14 protein-coding genes are annotated in these 23187 nt (G+C 52.4%); 11 read left to right on the top strand and 3 right to left on the bottom strand.

Going from position 1 to position 23187, the window contains the following annotated elements; genetic code table 11:
• Window positions 1-402: 402 nt before the first annotated feature.
• From JIN87_RS19060 to JIN87_RS19070, 3 genes are read right to left on the bottom strand one after another with little or no spacing between them, the layout of a single operon-like run.
• Complete coding sequence (locus JIN87_RS19060) at window positions 403-1887, bottom strand: sulfatase family protein (protein WP_200357205.1); 1485 nt, start codon at window positions 1885-1887, stop codon at window positions 403-405.
• 41 nt (window positions 1888-1928) lie between these two features.
• Complete coding sequence (locus tag JIN87_RS19065) at window positions 1929-3569, bottom strand: SLC5 family protein (protein WP_200357206.1); 1641 nt, start codon at window positions 3567-3569, stop codon at window positions 1929-1931.
• On the bottom strand, window positions 3566-5035 hold the full coding sequence (locus tag JIN87_RS19070) for a sulfatase family protein (RefSeq protein WP_200357207.1): 1470 nt from the start codon (window positions 5033-5035) through the stop codon (window positions 3566-3568). Before JIN87_RS19070 ends, JIN87_RS19065 begins: the two co-directional genes overlap by 4 nt.
• A 138-nt stretch (window positions 5036-5173) precedes the next feature.
• Here JIN87_RS19070 and JIN87_RS19075 point away from each other — a divergent pair, with 138 nt between their 5' ends.
• The 11 genes from JIN87_RS19075 (at window position 5174) to JIN87_RS19125 (ending at window position 23186) form a co-directional block, all read left to right on the top strand.
• Window positions 5174-6196, top strand: a complete 1023-nt coding sequence (locus tag JIN87_RS19075; RefSeq protein WP_200357208.1) for a LacI family DNA-binding transcriptional regulator — start codon at window positions 5174-5176, stop codon at window positions 6194-6196.
• A gap of 671 nt (window positions 6197-6867) precedes the next feature.
• Window positions 6868-9708 (top strand): TonB-dependent receptor, encoded by a 2841-nt coding sequence (locus JIN87_RS19080; protein ID WP_200357209.1) that lies wholly within the window; start codon window positions 6868-6870, stop codon window positions 9706-9708.
• 580 nt (window positions 9709-10288) lie between these two features.
• A complete protein-coding gene (locus JIN87_RS19085; protein ID WP_200357210.1) occupies window positions 10289-11890 on the top strand; it encodes a sulfatase family protein in 1602 nt (533 codons plus the stop codon).
• 14 nt (window positions 11891-11904) lie between these two features.
• The gene (locus JIN87_RS19090) at window positions 11905-13356 is read left to right on the top strand and encodes a sulfatase family protein (protein ID WP_200357211.1); all 1452 of its coding nucleotides are present in this window, start codon (window positions 11905-11907) and stop codon (window positions 13354-13356) included.
• Complete coding sequence (locus tag JIN87_RS19095) at window positions 13353-14786, top strand: sulfatase family protein (protein ID WP_200357212.1); 1434 nt, start codon at window positions 13353-13355, stop codon at window positions 14784-14786. The genes JIN87_RS19090 and JIN87_RS19095 overlap by 4 nt, the downstream gene beginning before the upstream one ends.
• Before the next feature lie 47 nt (window positions 14787-14833).
• Window positions 14834-16303: a sulfatase-like hydrolase/transferase gene (locus JIN87_RS19100; protein ID WP_200357213.1), complete on the top strand. Its 1470-nt coding sequence runs from the start codon at window positions 14834-14836 to the stop codon at window positions 16301-16303.
• A 397-nt stretch (window positions 16304-16700) separates the two neighbouring features.
• On the top strand, window positions 16701-18158 hold the full coding sequence (locus JIN87_RS19105) for a sulfatase family protein (protein WP_200357214.1): 1458 nt from the start codon (window positions 16701-16703) through the stop codon (window positions 18156-18158).
• A gap of 182 nt (window positions 18159-18340) precedes the next feature.
• Window positions 18341-19636, top strand: coding sequence for a glycoside hydrolase family 99 protein (locus JIN87_RS19110; protein WP_200357215.1), 1296 nt, complete (start codon window positions 18341-18343; stop codon window positions 19634-19636).
• Window positions 19633-20715, top strand: a complete 1083-nt coding sequence (locus JIN87_RS19115; RefSeq protein ID WP_200357216.1) for a sugar phosphate isomerase/epimerase family protein — start codon at window positions 19633-19635, stop codon at window positions 20713-20715. The genes JIN87_RS19110 and JIN87_RS19115 overlap by 4 nt, the downstream gene beginning before the upstream one ends.
• Window positions 20716-20727: 12 nt before the next feature.
• On the top strand, window positions 20728-22527 hold the full coding sequence (locus JIN87_RS19120) for a GMC family oxidoreductase (protein ID WP_200357217.1): 1800 nt from the start codon (window positions 20728-20730) through the stop codon (window positions 22525-22527).
• A 5-nt stretch (window positions 22528-22532) separates the two neighbouring features.
• Window positions 22533-23186 carry a gluconate 2-dehydrogenase subunit 3 family protein gene (locus JIN87_RS19125; RefSeq protein WP_200357218.1) on the top strand — a complete coding sequence of 218 codons (654 nt, stop codon included), beginning with the start codon at window positions 22533-22535 and terminating at the stop codon, window positions 23184-23186.
• Window position 23187: the final 1 nt, after the last annotated feature.

The following is a 23187-nucleotide window of genomic DNA, read 5'->3' on the forward strand; positions in this document are numbered from 1 at the left end:
ATATTCAGCAATCGCGTGACAAGCACGCTCCCACAATTATTGGACAGTCTCTTTGGTCTTCCACAGCTCGGTGCCACTTGGACGAGGTGGTTCCGTTGGTGGTGTTGTGCCGGGCGAAGTCTGGAGCTCTGTGACGGCTGCTGGAATGTAGTGTCACTTTTCCTGTGCAAGGTTTTGTTTTTTGTGGAAAGCGACCTTGTGTCGCGATACGTCCGCTTTTCGTTGGTTTTGACGCTGAAATTCGCGTGACGAGCACGCTCCCACATGAGCTCGCATAAGGGGCATCCATCAGGATGCTGTCTGTTTGAGATCGCGGCACAAGGCCGCTTCCCACGTAGGGATTAAAAATCCCCATCTGCTGGAGATGGGGATATTGATTGGGGTGGATTGCTTTTCCGTCGCTTAGTGCCCGCCTTTGTTGTTTTTCGTTTTCTTAGGAGGCGATACCTTATTCCAGCTGGTGATTGGGTCTTCGTAGTCGAGTGGATCGTCTAGCTCTTTGCTGAGCTTTTGTAGGCTTTTGTGCAACTTCTTGATTTTAGAAGCGTATTCGGGATTCTGCGACAGGTCGTTTTTCTCAAATGGGTCGGCCTCCATGTTGTAGAGACGTGTACCGTTGGCGGTCGGGTAGGTGATGTACTTCCAGCCATCTTTGATGATCATGCGCTGCTGGCCTTTGTAGGCACCGTAGACTGAATCGTAGTGCTTTTTCCTCTTTCCTTCGAGCAGGGGAAGTAGGCTCTTGAATTCAACGTATTCAGGGATTGGAGCGTCAGCTAGCTCAAGGGCGGTTGGCATGATGTCTTGTAGGTAGATCGGGGCTTCATTTTTGGCCCCTTTTTCGACCTCTGGGCCAACGATCATGAAAGGAACGCGTACGCTGTGGTCGTACATGTTTTGCTTGCCGATCAAGCCATGGCGTCCGACGGCAAGACCATGGTCAGCGGTGAAGACGATGTAAGTGTTGTCGGCTTGGCCGGTTTCTTCGAGGGCTTCGATGATACGGCCGATCTGGTCGTCCATGTGGGTAATGAGGGCGAAGTACTCCTGGCGGTTGACCTTAACCGAGTACTCGGTGCGCGGAAAGGGTGCGAGACGTGCATCGCGTAGCTCTTTGCCGCAGCCGATTTCGTCTTGGTATTTATATTTCGGAGTGAAGTTGTTTGGTAGCTCGATGCGATCGAGCGGGTAGCGGTCCACGTATTCTTTAGGGGCTTGGCGCGGGTCGTGAGCAGCGTTGAAGGCGAGGTACATGAAGAAGGGTTCGTCGCGGTCTTTGGCGTCGTTGAGGAACTCGATACTATCATCCGCCACGACTTCGCTCCAGTGCTTACCGCCTTCCCAGAATCCTCCCCATTTGGCTTCCCATGGCTTCCAGCCTTTCTCGTAATCAGCTTCATCGAGCGGGCGGTTGTAACCTTCGGGCACCGCCTTAGGCATTCCGGGGCGTTCATTGGCGGCGACGTCGAATATTTTCTCAGGCTTCACTTTGACGTGCCATTTCCCGGTCATGTAGGTGCGATAGCCGGCTTTACTCATGAGCTGGGACCACATTTTGCCTGCGTCGGCTTCTTCATTCATTATCTTGCCGGTGTCGTATTTGAAGGTGTTCCAAACGAATCGTCCCGTATTGAGCATCGCCCGACTCGCGACACAAACAGCGCCATTGTAGGCGCCCATGTTGTAGCTGTGGGTAAACGTCGTGCCCGCTTCGGCGAGCCTGTCTAGGTGAGGCGTGTCGATGTCTAGGATTCCGAAGGACCCAATGGTTTCGTAGGAAAGGTCATCGGCGAAGATGAACAGAATGTTTGGTTTCTCTGATTTCGCCTGTAACGCGAAGGTGGCGCTCAGGAGAAGCAGGGTACTAGTGAGTATAGAGTGTTTCATTGATTATCTCTTGGGGACTTAGTGTAGCAAAAAATGGATACCTAGAAAAATATTGGAGAGAAAAGGGCCACAACCGAAGCGATGAAGATCAGGAGTCCTACGAGGAAGCGTTGGTATTTCTTGTTCTCCTCCTCGGACATGACGAACTGACCATCTGGGATCGTGACCAGTTTAGCTTTTTCGATGTCTTGTTCCGTTTTTTTGCCAAGTCTGCTGATGCCGACCATGGTACAGATGCAGATCAGAACAATGAGTGGAGAGAGGTTCAGCTTGTTTTGAAAATGGAGAGGGAGGGCTGACTTGATGTCTGCGAGGGCGGGAAGATTCAACAGGCAGAATGCAGCGAATCCCAATACGCAGCCAACGACGAGAGTCCAGTAGGCGGCTCGTTCCGTGGCCCGCTTGTAGAAGAGCCCGAAGAGCACGGTTACGAACACGCCAGGTGCTAGGAACGCCCAAATCGCTAGAAGGTAGTCGAAGAGGCCTTTGAAATTTCGAATGAAGGGAGCGATGAGCATGCACACGACGAGGAGTACGACCATGATGATGCGGCCGTCCTTGAGGAGTTCCTTCTCGGTGGCATTCTTTTTGATCTTGGCGAAGAAGTCGAAGGTCAGCAGAGAGCCGCAGGCGCAGAGTCCGGAGTCGACGCTGGACATAATCGCAGCGAGAAGACCGGCTAGACAGAGGCCGAGTAGTCCGGTGGGCATTACGTTGGTGAGAAGGCTGACGTATGCATTGTCTCGGGCGACGATGTCTTGATCGACGAAGAGTTGCGCAGCGACGACACCAGGCGCGGCGATGAAGAGCAGGGCGAGTGTTTTGAGAACTCCTGCGAAGAGGGCCCCCATCTTAGCGTGGTAAATGTTACCGGCTGAGAGAGCGCGTTGCACGTAGTCCTGGTCGGTACAGTGTCCGTGTACTCCCAATACAAAGGCTCCGGTCAACATCGGAAGCCAACCGAAACTGTGGTTCCAAGGGCGAACCAACGACCACATGGATTCACCTGTAGTGGCTTCCTTGCTGGCGAAGATCGCATCGATGCCTCCGAGTTCTTGAATGCCAAAGAATAGCAGCAAGGCTCCTCCGAGCATGAGTACGATCATTTGCACGAAGTCGCAGTAAATGACAGCCTTGAGCCCTCCCATCAAAGTGTAGGTGCCGGCTGCTATTCCAATTAGGAAAACGGATACCCAGTAAAGAAGGTTGGCGTTCTCCATCTGGTCCCACCCGAGAAGGTGAGTGAGCACAAGCGCTCCGGCGTAGAGGGCTGCGGCGATGTTGCCTAGGATGATCATCATCAGATTGATGAATGAAACAATGGTGCGGCAGCGACCACTGTAGCGTTTTTCGAAAAACTCTGGCGAGGTTGCGAGCTTCAGTCCCATGTAGATGCGAATGAAGAATGCGGCTAAGAAGATAAAGCAGACTGCCCCGATGATTTGAAATCCGCCTGCAATGATCCCTACTGTGAAGGCGAGTCCAGCTTGTCCCACGAACTGCTGGCTGGAGATGTTTGTAGCGAAGAGGGAGGCCCCTATGAAGGGCCAGCGCATGGAGTTGCCGGCCAGGAAGAACTCGCGTCCCCCTTTGGCTTGTCGTCGTGAAATCCATATCCCGAGCCCGATGATGGCCACGAAATAGAGTAGAATGATGCTGGAATCTAGGGCGTTGATCTTCACTTGCTGGGGACTGGGGTCTTGCTTGTGGCGATGCCGGTTATGTGGCTGATGTCGTGATGGGACTTTTGTAGTGGCTCAAAACGTACATCGATTGGGTAGTCTTGCTCGGGCCACTCCATGCCGACGTCTCGATTCTTAACGCCAAGAGTTCGTTTGAGAAGCAATAAGGTGAGCTCTTCTCGGATCGCTTTGCACGATTCACGCTCGTACAGGTTATTCATCTCGTGTGGATCATCTTTGAGATTATAAAGTTCGCAAAGATCGTCGTGGTAGATGCTGAGCTTCCAGTCGCCTTTGCGGATCATAGAACCGGGGCCGAGGCTGGTGGGGAGTTTCGGGGCGTTGATCATGTATCCGTCGATCGGATCTTTCCATGTGGGAGCACCTCCGCCGGCTTCGCTGATCACGCTTTCCTTACCTGCCACGTTTCCAGAATCTAATTCGGATTTGTAGGACTTGCCGACCATTGTAGGGGGAATTGGGATACCGAGTGTTTCGAGTAGGGTGGGGACCAGGTCGATCTCTTCGGTCAGTGCTTCGACAGTGGATCCAGCCCAGCGTCCATCGGGGTGGCGAATGATGGCAGGAATCTTAGTCAGACAATCGTAGAAGGCGGGGAGCTTGTGAGTCATGCGGTAGTCGCCGAGCAGTTCGCCGTGGTCCGAGAAAAAGAGGACGACCGTTTTCTTATCGGTGCCAGAGCGTTCTAAGGCTTCTAGCAGAAGCCCGACGCAATCGTCCACATAGCGAATTTGCCCCATGTAAGTGGCGATCGCTTTGGAGATGTCCTCCTCGCTGCAGGAATCCATGTCCGAGTGCTTACGCCAGACTTCGTTGCGTACGGGCTGTTTATCAGCGTCGTAATGGTAGAAGGAGCGGGGGATCTCGACCTTTGCGGGATCGAACATTTCCTTGTAAGGGGAAGGGCAGGTGAACGCCGGGTGCGGATCTTGATAGTTGACCCAGGCTAGGAAAGGTCGGTCCGACCCATCCATGAAATTGATCGTTTGTTGGGTGAGTCGCTTGGTAATGTTATAGAGGTGATTGGCCTCAAGGCGAAAAGAGCTGTAGGCCTTTTCGTAGTCCGGATGCCCGTCGTAGTTGCCCAAGCAGATCTCGTCGTATTCGTCCCATACCTCCGGCAGTTCGTCGTACTTGAAGAGATGGTTCTTGCCGAACATGCCGGTGCGGTAGCCCGCTTGTTTGAGGGTGCTGACGAGGTTGGGCACATGAGTACCGATAGTTGACCAGTAATTGCGACAGCCGTGTTCGCCGACATAGGTGCTCGTTGTGAAACTGACCCGGCTTGGGGCACAGAGCGGAGCCTGGCAGTAGCAGTTCGAAAAGCGAACGCCTTCCGTCGCTAAACGATCAATGTGCTGGGTGCCAATGTTCGGGTGTCCGTAGCAGCCGAGGTAGTCCGCACGCAGTTGGTCCGGGGTGATGATTAAGAGGTTAAAATCCATCAACGTACGATTAAGGTTGCTAGTAAGAGACTAGGACGTACTAGTTGTGTCAATGGGATTTTCCCAGATCTTATGGTGAAGCAGGGCTACAGTGGGCTTGATTTAAGCAGCTAGTTCTTCCTAGTTGGGACGAGACTGATGAAATCCAAGATTAGTACAGCGATGATTGCGGAGAAGGCTGGGGTCGGAGTATCGACCGCTGGTTTCGTTTTGAGCGGAAAAGCCCGGAAGATGAAAATTTCGGAGAAGACCGAGAAGCGTGTCTTGGATATTGCCCGTGAGCTCGGATATGTGCCGAATGCGATGGCGAAGTCCTTGCGAAGCGAGCGTAGCGGAATCGTAGGCCTACTCTATAATCACTTGAAGCATAATTGGGCTGACGAGTCTCTGAATGGGATCAAGCAAGCTCTGGGCAAGAGGGGCTATTCAGTATTCTTGTCCACTCACCAGTTTGATCCGGAACTGCAGATGAAGGAGGTAGAGCTGATGCTTCAGCATCGCTTCGATGCGATTATCTGTATCCCTTTCAAGGAAGGGATCGAAGCCTATGAGAGGATTTTGAAGACCGACACTCCTCTGGTTTTCCTTAACGATACCTTGGATGAGTTGCCTGATATCAACGTTGTTGCTTGGAACGCTCGCGAAGCGGCGGATACGGCTATGCGGCATTTAATCGGGCTCGGGCGAAAGCGTTTTGCCTTCCTTGGCTGGGGAGATCAGCGGCCGATGTTCCGAGCTCGTCTCGAGGCGTTTCGGAGCTGTCTTCAAGCGGCGGATCTTCCGGTGAATGAGGATTGGATACAGACCTTTCCGCTTGCGGGATCCGTTCGCGGCGAGGTCGAAAGGCTTTTTTCTGATGAGGCAAACCGCCCCGATGCGATCTTTGCGGGTTTGGATGTTTACGGGATCGAAGCGATTGGTGTGCTCGAAGAGATGGGGCTTCGCGTACCCGAGGATGTGGCTCTTGTGGGGATGGGGGATCAGCCAGGGAGCGGATTTCCAAGCATAGGCCTGTCGTCCATGGCGATCCCAAGCGAAGTGCTCGGGAGCAAAGCCGCGTCGCTTGCTCTGGAGCTGCTGGATGATCCCGGCAACAAGGTCGCTTCGAAGATTCTCATTAGCTTCAACGAGCTGATAGAGAGACGATCTTCTGTGCGTTAGCTGATTCTCGTTTGCTGCAGGACCCTGTCGTTCGATATAGGGTATTGCGTTCGCTCGTGGCTAGCATCGGTCGTTTCCCGTTTGCTGTCAGATTTGTTATGCGAACACCGTAACACGATTGCAAATCAGCTATCTATCGGTTTGGGATCGCTGTTTTTAGCAGTTTTGTAAGTCTCTGATAGATAAGTGGAAGAGAGGTGTCTGTATTTTCTTAGTCTCATGTTACGAGCTTACTAACGCCTGTTCGCGTGGATGGGGTATAAAGGTTCGATACATCACCGATGTGTGGACTCTTGGGATTTAGAGCTGTGCATCGTCCTGCCGCAGGCAGCCCGACTACTACTTACCGAGCAAACTTGTTTTACCCCACCTTAACCCCCTCGTAATGCAGCCAGAATTTTTAGCCCAAAGCTAGCACGTGCTAGTTGTTTGGTCACGCATTCTGAAATCTGTGATTACACGACTCTCCGATCAAATGGCTGCCCCAGCGATTCGATCATAAGCGACTCTCTAGGCCGAACGAACTCAACGGACAGGGACGCAACTATAACTAGAACAATAACAACCGAAAAACTATGAATAAATACCTGACTCCCTATTTTGCATTTCGGTCAGAACCTATGATTCGAAGGCTTGGTGTTACGAGCCTTTTGCTATGTTCGTCGAGCCTCATGATGGCCCAAGAGGGCGATGAGGAAGTCTTCGAGCTCTCACCTTTCACTGTCAGTTCAACCGAATCATCGGGGTACGAAGTTCTTGATACGCTTGCAGGAAGCCGCTTGCGAGCTGATGTGGAGGACATCGGTGCCTCCATTACCCTGGTATCCAAAGATGTTATGGATGACTTGGGGATATCTGATTTCAACGAACTGGCTGACTACCTCCCAAGTTCTGAGATGGTGACGACTCAAGAAAACGAAAACGGAGGAAACGAGGTTTTCCGTGGAGGTTCGACCGGCATCACCATCCGAGGCATCAAGTCGGAGGCCTTGGCGAGAAACTACTTCACAGCACCGATTGGCGAGTTCATGCCATCGATGGATGGATACAATTCGAGCCGTGTAACTCTCTCCGCTGGCGCGAACTCGATCTTGTTCGGAAGCGCCAGCCCGGCTGGTATCATCAATACGCAAACGCAAGTCGCTAACCTGGGAAAGGATAGCGCTAAGTTCAGGCATCGTGCGGACGACTACGGATCGCAGCGATTTGAGTTCGCAGTGAACCGTATCCTTTTGGAGGACAAGCTCGCTATTCGGGTCAATCTCTTGAATGAGGAACGAGAGTTCTTTCGCGATACGCAATGGAGAGATCAGGAGCGTATCTATGGAGCTGTTACATGGAAGCCGTTTGAGAAAACGACGATTAGCGCAAATCTCGAATACGGCGACAGCGAAGCGAATACTGCAACGCCTACGATTAGCGTGGACCGCATGGGCGCTTGGCGCGATGCGGGAATGCCAACGGTTGCTTGGGACGGAAGTAACCCAGGATCCAATGAGGGAATCGTTCAGGCGACGGGGGGTAATCAGTTGAGAATCGCTTTTGGCTCTAATGATCCAAGCGTGAATCGCGCTCAGAACTGGCGTCGCTATGCGATCTCTGATCGATACCAAGTCGGTTCCCCGGCTCGGAATGCTTCGCTCGACTTCGACTTCATGGATCACACTCAAAGCATGGGGAACCACCGCTTAAATGATCGTAAGTTCTGGATTGGCGATCTCTCTCTCGAGCAGAAGCTCAGCGACAATCTCTACATGCAGTTCGCCATGTTCCGCCAATCGCACGAAAAGGACATTTACTGGTCTGGCGGTACGCACATGTTTGCGGATGCGACTTCAGTACTCCCTGATGGTAGCCCGAACCCCAATGAAGGCAGCTTCTTCTTCGGTGGAGGTACTGCGGAAAGACGCGAGTTTCTCTACGAGAACGAAAACTACCGTTGGACGACGACCTACGAACTCGACCTTCGCGAGAAGGGAGAGTGGTTGGGAACACATCAGTTCTCTTTGATGGCTCAGCACAACATCGGTCGCCGCTTCACGAACCGGAACCGTCTTTACAATACGGATACAGAACGATTCCACCCCGTCGCGACCAATGGACAGAATCGGATTATGACCGTATTTTATGTGGATCCTGTAGGTGGAGATCGAGCTCGCCAGAATGGGGAGTCGTTGGACCCTAGAGATTGGGCGAGTGACTTTTCCGCATTAGAAGGCGTAACTGCCGAGTACCTGAATTTCACCTCCGGCATCAACACCGAAACGAAACAGAACGTTTATATGGCTGCGGGCCAAAGCCACTTCTTCAATAAGCGACTGGTAACTACGCTTGGATACCGCATCGATACATCTGACGTCGACGACGTTGCTGGAAGCGCGTGGGTAAAGAACGCGGATGGAACACGTGTCGACTTCGACGATCCTTCTTTGGTTCGAACTCGGAACGAAGCGGTTTCAGACATTGAGGAGGGCACTTATTCAGTGGGAGCGGTCTATCACCTGCTGCGCGACCGCGGTTTGCTCGATAGCTTTTCTCTCAGCTTTAATCAGTCCACCAACTTCCAGCCGTCAGCTTCGGATCCGAATCTGCAAGGTCGTCCATTGCCGTTCGCAACTGGAGAAACCAAGGATGTCGGTATCAAGGCATCGATGTTCAATGGTAAGCTCAATGGCTCTCTCTCTTGGTTCGAAGGCGGCCAGCTCAATAACCGAACCGGCGCTGGGCAGGTGCTTACTCGAGCGAGAGAGATTTGGAATGGTCTGATCGAAGAGGAAGTTGGTTCCATCGCTGATCAGGAAATGTTTACTGATAATCTCAACGAGCTCGAAGGGACAGTTGCCGACACGCGCGATATCAGCGTGGAAGGTCTGGAGATGAGATGGACCTATAGTCCAAACAGCAACTGGCGTATGATTTTCTTTGGAAGTCGCAACGAGGCGATTCAGGACAATATCAACCCATCTGCTAACCAATACTTCGCAGAGCACTTCGATTCCGCATTTGCTTCGGCATACGGCGACGTGCCGCTCAACGAATCCGGAAGAACGGTCGATGACGCGATCGAGCAGATGCAGCGGGATCTCGACTTGAAGAAAGCGGAGGAAGGTAGAGCGCAGCAGTCGCAAAGAGAGTGGGCGTTCAGCTATCTCACTAACTACAGATTCACTGAAGGAGCCTTGAAAGGATTCTCTATCGGAGGAAACATCAAGTGGAAGGATAAGGCGGCGATCGGCTATGCTTCGGACGAGGAGGGCAAAGTCGATATCAGCAAGCCATTCTACGGTGAGGAGCTACTGACTACTGGGATGCACTTCTCCTACGGTCGCAAGATCCGAGATGGCAAGGTCGATTGGAAAATTCAGTTGAACATCCAAAACCTTCTGGACGATGACGATTATGTAGGTGTCCGTGCAACCGAAAGTGTTGACATTCCGGATACGGGAGAGATCTATGCATGGCGTATCCAAGAACCTCGATCCTTCTCCTTAACTAATACCTTCTCCTTCTAGATTTGTGATGTCAGGGCAAAGTGGTGTGCTAGTGAAATAGTAGCGATTCGCTTGTCTTGGCATTCAAGGATTGACGGTGGGTCAAGTTGATTTCTTTGCAGCTTGGCCCATTTTTTTGGGTCGCATGCCACATGCAATGGAGCGCATTTTTGTAGGGCTGCCGCTCGCGGCATGCCTCATCTCCCTTGGACTTCGGATCCTGCAATGCGGCGAGCGCCAGCCCTACAGCGCTTTGGAAGCATAAAAGATAAGGGGAATGGGCAAGTTTGAGCCCGGTCGATCCGTATTGGTCCTACACCTAGATGCGCGAATTATACAAGACGCCTTTTAGCCATATTATGTATAGTTAGGCTCATGCCTTTATCAGTTTTCCAATCCTCCTTGCTATTAAACCCTATCGGAAAAATAACGTTTCCACTTCATTACGTGTGGTCAAAATTTGCTGATGGTTTCACCCCTTTGTTTAGTGGTCACGACCTAGGTTGGAGACTCGATTGAACGCAAAACTACACAACCGTATGCGGGGATTCCGATAAGAGAATTATCCGATGAAGAAAGTCACACGCACACTGATTTCGAAATGATCATCAATAGGCTCTTTTTGTTGTCGTTCCTCTTTGGGATGCTCGCCTCTTATGCTTCGGCAGAGAAACATGAGGCGGCGGCGCGTCCCAACATCGTATTTCTCTTTTCGGATGATCACGCCTTAAACGCGATCTCTGCCTATGGGGGGCGATTGGCTGCGGTAGCGCCAACACCGAATATCGATCGTCTCGCTGAGGAGGGGGCTATCTTTGAAAACTCGTTTGTGGCCAATTCGATTTGCGGTCCCTCACGAGCGTGCATCCTGACAGGCAAACACAGTCACAAGAATGGTTTCATGACCAATGTGTCTGGTCCTTTTGATGGATCGCAGTGGACGTCGGCCAAAGCGCTTCGAGAGGCTGGTTATGTGACTGCGGTAATTGGTAAATGGCACCTGAAGTCCGATCCGGTCGGTTTTGACCACTGGGAAGTTTTTCCTGGGCAGGGCAGTTACTATAATCCGGTGTTGCTGCAGATGGACGGCTCAAGAAAAAGAGTCGAAGGCTACGCTACGGATGTGGTGACGGATAAAGCGCTAAGCTGGCTGGAAGGGCGTGATAAATCCAAACCGTTTTTTCTGATGTGTCAACATAAGGCACCGCATCGCACCTTCGCTCCAGCGATCCGACATTTGGATACGTTTGATGGAGTGGACATTCCTGAACCCGACAACTTGTTCGACGATTACTCCACGCGTAGCTCGACCTTGCCAAATAACGAAATGGAGATCGATCGGCACTTCCACTGGGCCTACGATCTGAAACTTCGCAAAGACGAGCATTTGGGGGTGGAGCTGCCGGGGTGGGATAAGCATGGAACGCCTGAATATAATCGAATGACTCCTGTTCAGAAGAGAGCTTGGGACGCGCATTTCGGACCGCTGAACCACGCCTTCTTGGCCGAGTTTAAGGCGGGTGGAATGAGCCATGAGGATTTAGTGCGCTGGCGGTATCAGCGTTACATGCGGAACTATCTGGCGACTGTGAAGAGCGTGGATGAAAATGTAGGACGTGTTCTGGACTATCTCGACCGGAACGGCCTTTCGGAAAACACCATCGTGATCTACTCGTCGGATCAGGGATTCTACCTCGGCGAACACGGTTGGTTCGACAAGCGATGGATGTTCGAAGAGTCGTTCAAGATGCCTTTCTTGATTCGTTGGCCGGGCGTGATCAAGCCAGGCTCGCGGCCGCAGGAAATGATTCAAAATATCGACTATGCTCCCACCTTTGTGGAGATCGCCGGTTTAGAGGTTCCCGAAGATGTCCAGGGGCGTTCGCTGTTGCCTGTACTAAAAGGAGAGGCTGATGAGTGGCGTGAGTCGGTTTATTATGCCTACTACGAAGAGGGGGAGCACAGCGTACCTATGCATTTTGGCGTTCGAACGGATCGCCATAAATTGATCTACTTTCCCGCGACTGACGAGTGGAACCTTTTTGATTTAGAACGCGATCCAGCGGAAATGGAGAACGTGTATGAGAATCAGGAATACGCAGATGTTAGGAAGCGCGTGACAGCTGAGTACTACAGGCTGCGGGATTACTATGATGCTCCGGGATACCGAGACTTCGAAGTGCTATCGAAGCGTAAGCCCTAGACTTTTTCAGATCTATGAAAACGTGGCTTTCTACTTTTCCGGTCCTCTTCGCCTTGTTGTCGGCTGTTTGGGCAGCGGATGATCGTCCCAATATTGTTTTGGTCATGGCTGATGATCAAGGGTATGGGGACGCTGGATACACGGGACACCCTTTTGTACAGACGCCGAATCTGGATGCTATGGCCCACGAGGGGTTCGTTTTTGATCGTTTCTACGCGGCGGCTCCGGTTTGTTCCCCGACCCGGGCGAGCATATTGACAGGACGTAATCCGATTCGGGCTAAAGTGCCGAATCACGGGCGATATATGCGGCAGGAGGAGATCACGCTCGCTGAAATACTCCGTGAGGCGGGGTACGCGACGGGGATTTTCGGAAAGCTTCATTTGGGATCCGGCCAGCCGGACTCGCCCGCGAATCCATCAGCGATGGGCTTCGATGAGTGGGTGATCGGGCTTAACTTTTTTGACAACGATCCCTATCTGAGTCGCAACGGTGTTGTGGAGCGTCGAACAGGAAAAGGCTCGGTGCACGTGATGGATCATACCTGGGCGTTTTTGGAAAAACACAAGCGCGGCGATCAGCCCTTTCTTGCGGTTGTGTGGTTCCCGTCGCCGCACGATCCGCACGAAGAGGTTCCAGAAGGGGAAAGCCTCTATGAGGGACGGGAGCATGCTGGGTACTATCGTGAGATCACGCTCCTCGACCAGCAGCTCGGGCGTTTACGCGGAGAACTCAGACGCATGGGACTAGCAGAAAACACGATTCTCTGGTACTGCAGCGATAACGGCGGTCTAGTGCATGAGACCTCTGGTGGACGGGCGAAGAAGGGTAGTCTTTACGAAGGGGGGCTACGAGTGCCTTCGATCATTGAATGGCCCGCGAGTCAGCTCAAAGGGCGGAGTGCGGTTCCGGTGTGGACCTGTGATATGCTTCCGACCTTGCTTGCCATGGCGGGCGTGGAATCGGCTAATCCGCATCTGCTCGACGGAGTTGATATGTCTGGTGTCTTTTCCGGGGAAGTGACCGAACGCGAGAAGCCGATGGGATTCTGGCACCTGTTCCAAAATGGGCAGGCTACTTGGAATGATCGGATTCTTAAAGCGATCATGGAAAAGCAGGCTGCCGGGGCTCCGTTGCCGCACGATCCGTCGCGTATGCGAAAGGATATCGATGCGTTTCCTCAGTTTCCGGAAGACGTGGAGACTGGGCATGCTGCTTGGTTGGATTGGCCGTGGAAGCTACATCGACTCGAAGACGGCAGCAGATACGAACTTTACAATCTTGAGGACGATCCAATGGAAGCTCGGGATCTGTCTTCTCGTCCGGAGTATGCGGTCCGGTTCAGAGCGATGCAGAAGCAACTCGATGAGTGGTCTCGGTCGGTGATCCGTAGTATTAATGGAAAGGATTACGAACCTGAAACAATTCCGTCGTTGGTGAAAAGGAAGGGAGAGAGCTTTAAGTGATAAGATTTGTACAGATTCTCCTTCTTTTGGGGTTCAGCCTTCCTGTTGTTGGGCTTGGTCGCGAGGTTTTGGACCGACCTAACGTGATTGTGATCTTCCTCGACGACGCGGGTTATGGTGACTTCAGTCATAACGGAAATCCGACTGTTCGCACTCCCAATATTTCATGGCTCGCACAGGAGGGAGTAAGTTTTTCGCAGTTTTATGTGACCTCTCCCGCGTGTTCCGCATCGCGCTATTCCTTGCTGACGGGACGTTACCCTTCGCGCTCTGGACTTGGCTCTTGGGTGGTTGGTCCGGACGCGGGGCGTTACCTTCATCCGAAGGAGATCACTTTGGCGGAGGGACTGAAAAGTGCCGGCTATGCGACGGGGATGTTTGGCAAGTGGCATTTAGGAAGTCCCAATGCAAAGAACGGGATCTCGCCCGATTCGTTGCCGCTCGCTCATGGTTTTGATCGATGGATCGGAACGAATGTATCGCACGACTATGCTGTTGCTCAGCTGCTGCGGAGTGACCCGAGTGGATCGGTTCCGACAACGGGGTACCGTCAGTTGGCGAAGGACCTGCCGTCGAATCCTGAGGTATGCGAGCAGCTGACGAAACTCTACACGGATGCAGCGATTGAGTTTATTCATGAAAAGAGCGATGAGCCGTTCTTCGCCTACGTGGCTTACAACATGCCGCACCTCGGACTCTATGCGAGTGAGGCGTTTCAAGGAGTGTCGCGGCGAGGTTTGTTGGGCGATGTGATGGAGGAAGTCGATCACTCTATCGGGCGCATTGTAGACGCATTAAGGGACGAGGGGATCGAGAGGAATACGCTTATTGTTTTCTCCTCCGATAATGGTCCGTGGGTGAAATTTCGGGAGACGGAAACTCTCTCCAAGTATGGCGAGGCTCGTATGCACGTTGGTTATGCGTATCCATTTCGTGATGGCAAAGGTTCCACTTGGGAGGGTGGGCATCGAGTGCCTGGTATTTTCTATTGGCCGGGGACTATTCCTGCCCGCGGTATCGACCAGAATCCAGCGAGTACCCTAGATGTTTTGCCGACAGTCTTCCGCCTGTGTGGAGTGGATACGCCGGAGATACGGTCGTTGGATGGGCGCGACATTTCAGCCTCGCTCCTATCAGAGGAAGCAGAGGGAGCGGTTGAACCTTTTAGTTTGATATATTCGGGGCCTCGCAACGATGAGTATGCGTTCCGGCAAGGTCCGTGGAAGCTGCATGTGAAGCTTACCTCGCAATTGAAGACGGATTACGGATTTTCCGCCTCGATGGAAACACCGCTGCTGTTTCAAGTAGAGCAGGACCTAGGAGAGCGGATCGATCGCGCTGAGGAGAATGCGGACGTGGTCGAACGAATGCTGAAGGCCCTGAGGGATCACAGGGCGCGTATCCGTCGCGAGGGAAGCTATTGGGATTAAGCCGAGGTTCTTGGTAACATGGATCTTGAAGGTGAAATGACTTTTAGATGATGAAACAGCTATTGTACTTGGGGCTCGTAGCGCTCGCTGCTCTCCCGGCGCTGGCGCGTAAGCCAAATATTATTCTGATCATGGCTGATGATGTCAGCCCGGACATGTTCTCGTGTTTTGCTGATCTGACGCCGCATGGGATGGAGTTGGCTGCGAGCACGCCTAGCATCGATCGGCTGGCTGAGGAGGGGGTTGCCTTCAAAACTGCCTACGCGTCGGCCATGTGCGGTCCGTCCAGGGCGTTGATCATGACGGGTAAGTACGGATCCACTACAGGAGCTCTGCAAAATGGGATGTGGCTCAATGATTGCAGGGAGACGATTTACAAAGACCACTTGGCCTTCGGGAAAATGCTGGCTGATGCTGGCTACGCTACTGCGATTGCTGGGAAGTGGCATGCGGGAAGCCAGATGCCTTACGAACCTGAGGTCGGTTTTCAGGAGTATTGTTTGTGGGAGGGGCCTCGGGAAGTGCTGCACGCAACAGGAAAGGAGCTCAAGGAAGAGCACTGTTCCTGGGAGGATTCCAAGACGCCCTCGAGGTATTGGAAGCCGTCTTTGGTCCGCAATGGTGAGTTGTTGGATGTAGCGGACGATGATTTTGGTCCCGACCTTTGTGCCGACTTCATTATCGATTTTATGGAGCGACAAGTGACGGCGGAGAAACCATTTCTCGCATACTGGCCCACGGTATCTCCACATGGTACCCGCACTGGTATGCCAACGAATCCCTTGAGAGGCGAAGTTGGCGATCTCGGAAAGAAGGGGCAGAAAGACGGGCAGGAGCGGTTTCGTTCTTTGATCGAACATTTGGATACGACTGTAGGGCGGATACAGAAGAAGGTAGAGGATCTGGGGATTGCTGATAGTACGATCATCATCTTTTGCTCTGATAACGGCACTGCGATCACTGCTAAGACAAGAGGAGTCGAGCGCGGTTGCCATGTTGTTTTCATGGCCGCGGGTGGGGGGATAAAGAAACGTGGCTTAACAGATGAATTGATGGACTTCTCCGATATCGCTCCAACTTTGGCTGAGTACGCTGGTGCAGACCCAAAGCAGAAGGCTCCCTTCGATGGTAAGAGCTTGAGACAGTTTCTAGAGGGAGACTCGGAAACAACGAAACCATTGATTCATGGATACATTTCTACGTCCCAATTGGTTCGCTCGAAGACCCACTTATTGGAAGTCTACAATCCTATGTTAGGCATGCCGAACGGTCGTTTCTACTATACGGGCGAAAACAGGTTTTGGAACGGATACGAACGTGTGGATGAGAATCCAGAGCATGCATCAGCGAGGAAGCTATTTTTCCAATTCTTGGAAAGTTACCCTGCTGTAATGGACTCGGATCCGTTCTGGCAAAGCAAGCCAGGAAAACGCTTCAAGGAAGCGTATCTTGATCCCAAATCAGTCGAAAAGCACCTTCATAACCATAAGGATTACCAGCTTTATGATGATAAGTAGTGGGAATCGAAAACTTATCCGCTTGGGTTGCTCCGCCTCTGGCAAGAACGGCGATTCCATCGAGTATGTCATGCTCGCATTTGGATAGGCCTTCATCGACGCTCTCAAGACCTTGGCGAGCTTTGGAAACATCGTTCGTTTGGATTTTTTTTCAGTCAGTTTTCAGAAAAATCAAGTGCTGTTTCCTGCGTCTGACTGCCGCTATTTGCAGTGGAAGAGGCTGTAAACTGCTGTCCTAGAGGAGATCTTTCGATATCGAATCCCGCTAGCCAGACCCTTTTAGAAAAGCCTTTTCGTAAGTTATTACAGGAGAGCCTTTTTGTGTTTCTGGGCGAGGAGCGGAAGCTTGTTCAAGCGATAGCGTAAAGAAACGCTTTATCTGGAGTGGTTGTACAGAATGGTTAACAAACTCTTTTTTGGTCTCGCTCTTTTGGTTTGCTGCTCGATTTCCTGGGGAAAGTCTCTCCCAAATGTCGTTCTTATCTTGGTCGACGATATGGGGTATGGGGACTTGGGGTGTTACAACGAGAACTCCAAGATTCCTACGCCGCATATTGATTCCTTAGCCGAGGAGGGGATGCGTTTTACGGATGCTCACTCGGCGGGGTCGGTTTGCCATCCTTCGCGGTATGGATTGATGACCGGACAGTTGCCGTTTCGGATCAACTATTCGGTTTGGCGGGAACAGCCATTGATTGATGAGAATCGAGTGACGGTCGCGTCGATGTTGAAAGGAGAGGGGTATCGAACCGCGATGGTTGGGAAGTGGCACCTTGGTTTTAAGGAAGACGGCTACGAAAACCGCTTGCCAGGTGGTCCCGTTGATCGGGGATTTGATACGTATTTCGGTATGCGTGCTTCGACGGATATTCCGCCTTACTTTTACATCGAAGGGGATCGCGCTTTGGTGGAACCGTACGAATCGATCGATGCGAACTACAGTGATGGGTGGACCAAAATCCAGGGCGCATTTTGGCGTGAAGGGGGAATCGCTCCCAACTTGCAGCTAGAAGATGTTTTACCGCGTTTTACGGATGAGGCGGTGGGAGTGATTCGCGATCACTCGCGTTTGCATGGGGACGATCCTTTGTTTTTGTACCTCGCGTATCCAGCCCCTCATACGCCGTGGCTACCGAGCGAGGAATTTTTAGGTTCGAGTGGCGCTTCGATGTACGGGGATTTCATGGTCATGGTAGACCACATGGTGGGGCGTGTGATGAAGGCGCTTGAGGAGTCTGGGATGGAAGATGATACGATCGTTCTATTTTCCTCGGACAATGGTCCTGTGTGGTACCCGACGGATGTTAAGGAGTTTGGACATGATTCCGTTGAGGGCTTGAGTGGCATGAAGGGCGACGCTTGGGAAGGTGGTCACCGTATGCCGTTCATTGTTCGTTGGCCTGGAGATGTGAAGAGCGGAAGTGTATCCGACGAGTTGATATGTTTTACCGACTTCTTCGCAACGATGGCGGACGTTATTGGGCGGGAACCCTCATCTGACGAGGGGCCGGATAGCATTAGCTTTCTTCCGGTGTTGAAAGGTCGTACTCAAGGTGATCGCGAGTCGTTGGTCTTGGAGTCAGCCCGTGGATTGTTCTCCGTACGAGACGGAAAGTGGAAGTACATCAATGGAAAAGGCTCGGGAGGTTTCTCGGATGGTTATTTCAAACAGCAGAAGCTTTCGAACAAGGGACCGAAGCACCAGCTTTACAATTTGGAGGAGGACCCCGGAGAAACGACGAATCTCGCCGCAAAGCACCCCGATGTCGTGAAACGACTCGATCGAGAGCTGCAACGCGTGCTCAAGCAAGGTTTCTACAAAACGGACGACGCTGCCCAGACTATGGGGAAGTGATTCTAGGTGAGTATCCGCTCACTCGGATTTAGGGTAAAATATTCCGTTACCTCTCGCTGCTTTTCGGAGTTTATCTGTGACACACAGAAGCGATTAACCCCTAACTCCCTAAAAGAATTGTGGCTACATCATTCTCAGCACGCGCAGTGCTACGTTTGTTCCTTTTTTGCCTAAGCACAGTTTTGTCGAATCAGGCAGTCTGGGCAAAAACTGAAGATCCGAATCTACTGAAACCGTATTCGGGTCCTTCGCTCCTAGGAGTCGATACAAGTACATTGGATGGTAAGATTATGACTGGCTATCAGGGCTGGTTTAATACGCCTGGCGATGGCGCGGGGTTGGGGTGGACACATTGGGGGCGTGGAAAGGGCAAGCCATTCGCTCCGGGAAGTGTTACGGTCGATCTTTGGCCGGATATGTCGGAACTGGACGACGACGAGAAGTACGAGACGGGGTTCACGCACAAAAACGGAGAGCCAGCCTATGTATTCAGTTCGCATAACAAAAAGACTGTGATCCGCCATTTTGAGTGGATGAGGGATTATGGGATCGATGGAGCTTTCGTGCAGCGCTTTGCCCATGGGTTAAGGAGAGAGGAGTCAAAGCATCATAAGAATGTAGTGCTTTCTAATGCTCGCGAAGGAGCGAATCGGGCGGGGCGTTCTTATGCAGTTATGTACGACTTAACGGGGTTGCCAAAGGGAGGCACTGAGTTGGTCAAACAGGATTGGAAGGAGCTGAAGAAGAAGATGCGGATCACCAAGGATCCTGCGTATCAAAGTCACAATGGGAAACCGCTGGTTGCGGTTTGGGGAATCGGGTTTAACGACAAAATCAAGCCCCGGAAATACACCTTGGAAGAATGCAGTGACTTGGTGAGGTTTCTTAAACGGAACGGTTGCTCGGTTATGCTCGGTGTTCCGACCGGTTGGAGGACCTTGGATCGCGACGCTGTATCGACGAAGGACCTACATGCATTGTTGGAAAAGGTGGATGTTGTCAGCCCGTGGACGCCTGGTCGCTACAAACGGCTGGATCAAGTTGCAGGTCACGCTGAGAAATACTGGGCGCCTGACGTTGACTGGTGTGAAGAGAGAAAACCGGATTTCCTACCGGTCGTGTTTCCAGGTTTCAGCTGGCACAATATGAAGGGGACAGAGCTTGGAGCAATTCCGCGACTAAAGGGGCAGTTCTTCTGGGAGCAGCTAATGCAGGCTAAGCAGTCAGGGGTAAAGATGATCTATGTCGCCATGTTTGACGAAGTCGATGAAGGCACAGCTATTTTTAAATGTACCAACGAACCCCCTACAGGAAACGGAGGTAAGTTTTTGACCTATGAAGGTCTACCCAGTGACTACTATTTGTACCTGACCGGACAGGCGGGGAGGATTCTTCGAGATGAGATTCCCGTGTGTAAGATGGCGCCCGTACGAGACGGTATCGATACGCCGGGAGAGCCTAAAGCCTCTGCTCGATGATGGAAATAAACAGACGATCGGCACTGCAGAAAATAGCTGTTCTTGCGGGAGCAGTTGTATCGAGTGGAACGATGCTGCGTGGTTCCACTCTCCCGAATCTTCCTTTAAAGCTTGGATTGGATGCTCACTCCGTACGAGCCATGAAGTGGGAAGCCATGCAGCTCATCGAGTACGCGGCTTCTCTGAAACTCGACGCGGTGCTTTTCAATGGGCTGCAGTACTTCAAGAGTTTGGATACGGCTTATCTCCGCAGAGTGCGTGAGGCGGCGGAGTCGAAATGCTTGCAGATTCGAATCGGAGCGGGAGGTATCAGTATTGGTGTTAAGAAATACAGGGACCGCTTCGGATCGCCAGAGGAGACTCTGGCTTTGGGTGTTAGAGTGGCGACTGACCTTGGTTCACCCACTGTCAATTGCAGGATCGGGGCGATAGCGGATCGTTATACCGAGGGTGGGATTGAGGCTCGTCTAGAAGAAGCGGCATCAGTTATCAAAGCGACGCGCTCACGGGCTGAGGATGCTGGCGTTCGTTTCGCTTTCGAGAATCATGCTGCGGATACGCGGTCCGAGGAGATTCTGGCGCTGATCGATGAGGTGGGCAGCGATTTGCTCGGAGTCATGTTGGATCCGGGGAACGCCCTTTGGGCGATGGAGGATCCGATGACGCAGCTTGAGGTTCTTGGGGATCATGTGCTCTGTACCAGCATTCGTGATTACACAGTGTGGGAGGCTCCTGAGGGGGGCACGTTCCAGTGGACTGCGATTGGAGAGGGGATGATGGATGTTCCCGCCTATCTGAAGCTGTTTAAAGCGAAGTGTCCGGACGCTCCCTTTTTTGTAGAAACCATTTCCAATTCGCAGCGGCCGATTCCTTTTTTGACGGATGAGTTTTGGGAGGGATTTCCAAACACGAAAGCAGCTGGCATCAGAGAGTTCCTCGCTTTGGTCCGCAGGGGAGAGCCGCAGTTAGTTGTCGAGCCTGCTCAAGGTGAAAGCAAAAAGGCGTTCGAGCAGCGTCACCAGAAAATCGAATTTGAGAAGAGTATCCGAAACTTAAGGACGGAACTCGCGAGAATCTAAGTAGAATCGCATATGCCAACAATTTCTATATCTGAAGCGAAAGAACAGTATGATGCCGTGATCGTGGGATCCGGGGCTGGAGGCGGGCAAATGGCTTATTCTCTCACACTTGCCGGACTAAAGTGTGTGGTGCTTGAAGCAGGCCGTTCTTATAATCCATACACTGAAACTCCGATGTTTAACCGTCCGGATCAAGCACCCCTCGGGGGCACTTCTACTCCCGATAAGGACATGGGATTTTGGGACGCGACAGTAGATGGTGGGTGGGACGTTCCGGGGGAACCGTACACGCAAGGAAGCGACGACAAGAAGCGTCGATTCACCTGGTGGCGGGCTCGCATGATGGGAGGGCGTACCAACCACTGGGGCCGCATTTCGCTCCGTAACGGACCCTACGATTTCAAACCGTATAGCTACGATGGGCTCGGTTTTGACTGGCCGATTTCTTACGAGGAGGTGAAACCGTACTACGACAAGGTCGAAATGCTGATTGGAGTTCACGGTACGAATGAAGGCTTGGAGAATGTGCCAGACTCGCCGCCGGGTGTTCTGCAGCCCCCGCCCAAGGGACGAATCGGAGACCTGCTTACTCAGAAGGCGGGAAAGAAGGTCGGCGTGCCCGTGGTGCCAATACACCGTGCGGTACTGACCAAACCTCTCGCCGCGGATACTATTCCTGCAAAATTGCACCCAGGAAACAAAAAGGCGCAGGAGATCGTGGCGAAGTCGATGCGGAGCCGGGCCGCTTGTTTTTACGCCACCTCTTGTGGACGCGGTTGCAGTATTGGTGCTACCTACCAGAGCACTATCGTGCATCTTCCCCCTGCGGAAGAAACTGGGAATCTCGACATCATCGCGAATGCGCACGTTCGGGAGGTGGAGACAGGACCCGATGGAAAGGCTACTGGAGTGGTGTTCATCGACAAGACCACCGGAAAGGAAGAGAGGGTGAAAGGCAAAGTTGTGATACTCGCGGCGAGCAGCGGCGAAACAGTGCGTATCATGCTCAACTCTAGGAGCAACCGACATCCGGAGGGAGTGGCGAATGGAAGTGGGATCGTAGGTAGGTACATAACGGATACGGCTGCGATGGGGCTACAGGGACAGATCCCTGCTCTCGAGAACTTGCCGCCGCATAATGAGGATGGGGCAGGAGGGAGTCATTTCTACAGCCCGTGGTGGGGCCACGAGGCTCAGCGCAAGGGGAAGCTCGATTTCCCTCGTGGCTATCACATAGAGGTGGGTTCGACTCGCAATATGCCTGGAGGCAATAGTCCTGTTTCGATGCGATATCTGCGAGGCCTCTACGGAACCAAGCTAAAGGAAGAGGCCCGTCGGTATTATGGATCGTTCATCACCTTGGCGAGTCGCGGGGAGATGATCCCGAATGAGGACTCTTTTGCGGAGATCGATCCTAAGGTAAAAGACAAGTGGGGAGTGCCGGTGGTCCGTTGGCATTGGAAGTGGTCGGACTACGAACTGAACATGGCGCTGCACGCCGAGCGAACGTTTGCCGAAATTTTTGATGCGATGGGTGGAAAGGCAACGCGCCCCCTTGCAAAGTCTGGTCACGATATCCTACGCCCAGGAGGGAACGTGAAGCATGAAGTGGGAGGGGCTCGCATGGGATTCACTCCGAAAGACTCTGTATGCAATAAATGGAGTCAGACGTGGGACGTGAAGAATCTGTTTCTGTGCGATGCGTCTACCTTCGTTTCCAACCCCGACAAGAACCCGACACTGACGATCATGGCTCTCGCTTGGCGTTGCGCGGATTACATCATCGAACAGTCAGCCAAAGGAAATCTCTAATCACTATGAAGACGGAAAGAGAACAAAGCCGCATATCGCGAAGAGACATCATCAAGTGGTTCACTGCTGCAGCGGCGGTTTCGCAGTTCGGTCCTGCCCTGTCGTTTGGTCAAGGGGCGGTAGGTGCAGAGGGATACGGACAAGACCCGAAGGTCGCAGGAATCTTTAAACCAGGAGATCACTGGCCTTTGACTTTAACTTCATCACAACGGAAAACTGTCACTGCCCTCGCGGATACGATTTTACCAGAGGATGAATACGGCCCAGCCGCTAGCTCATTGCGCGTTCCGGACTTTGTTGATGAGTGGGTGAGCGCCCCTTATCCGCGTCAACAAGCGGCCCGCAAAAAGATACTGCCTGGCTTGAAGGATATCGAGGAGTTGAGCCTCAATTTGGAAGGGGAGCGATTTTCGGGGCTGTCACTGAAGCTGAGGGCGAAACTATTGGATAGAGTTACGGGAGAGGGAAGCAAGGACGCCCTAGCCAAGCGAGTTGCCGGATTCCTTCACGAGTTTACGAGCATTTGCATGGGGGCGTACTACGGGACGCCAGCCGGTTGGAAGGCGATTGGCTATGTTGGTAATGTGCCTTCACCAACTTTCAACGGACCTCCGCAGGAAGTGCTCGATCGAGTCGGAGTGACCCAGACAGTAAAATAGA

This window comes from Pelagicoccus mobilis (genome assembly GCF_016595505.1).
In the GTDB taxonomy this organism is placed as follows: domain Bacteria; phylum Verrucomicrobiota; class Verrucomicrobiia; order Opitutales; family Opitutaceae; genus Pelagicoccus; species Pelagicoccus mobilis.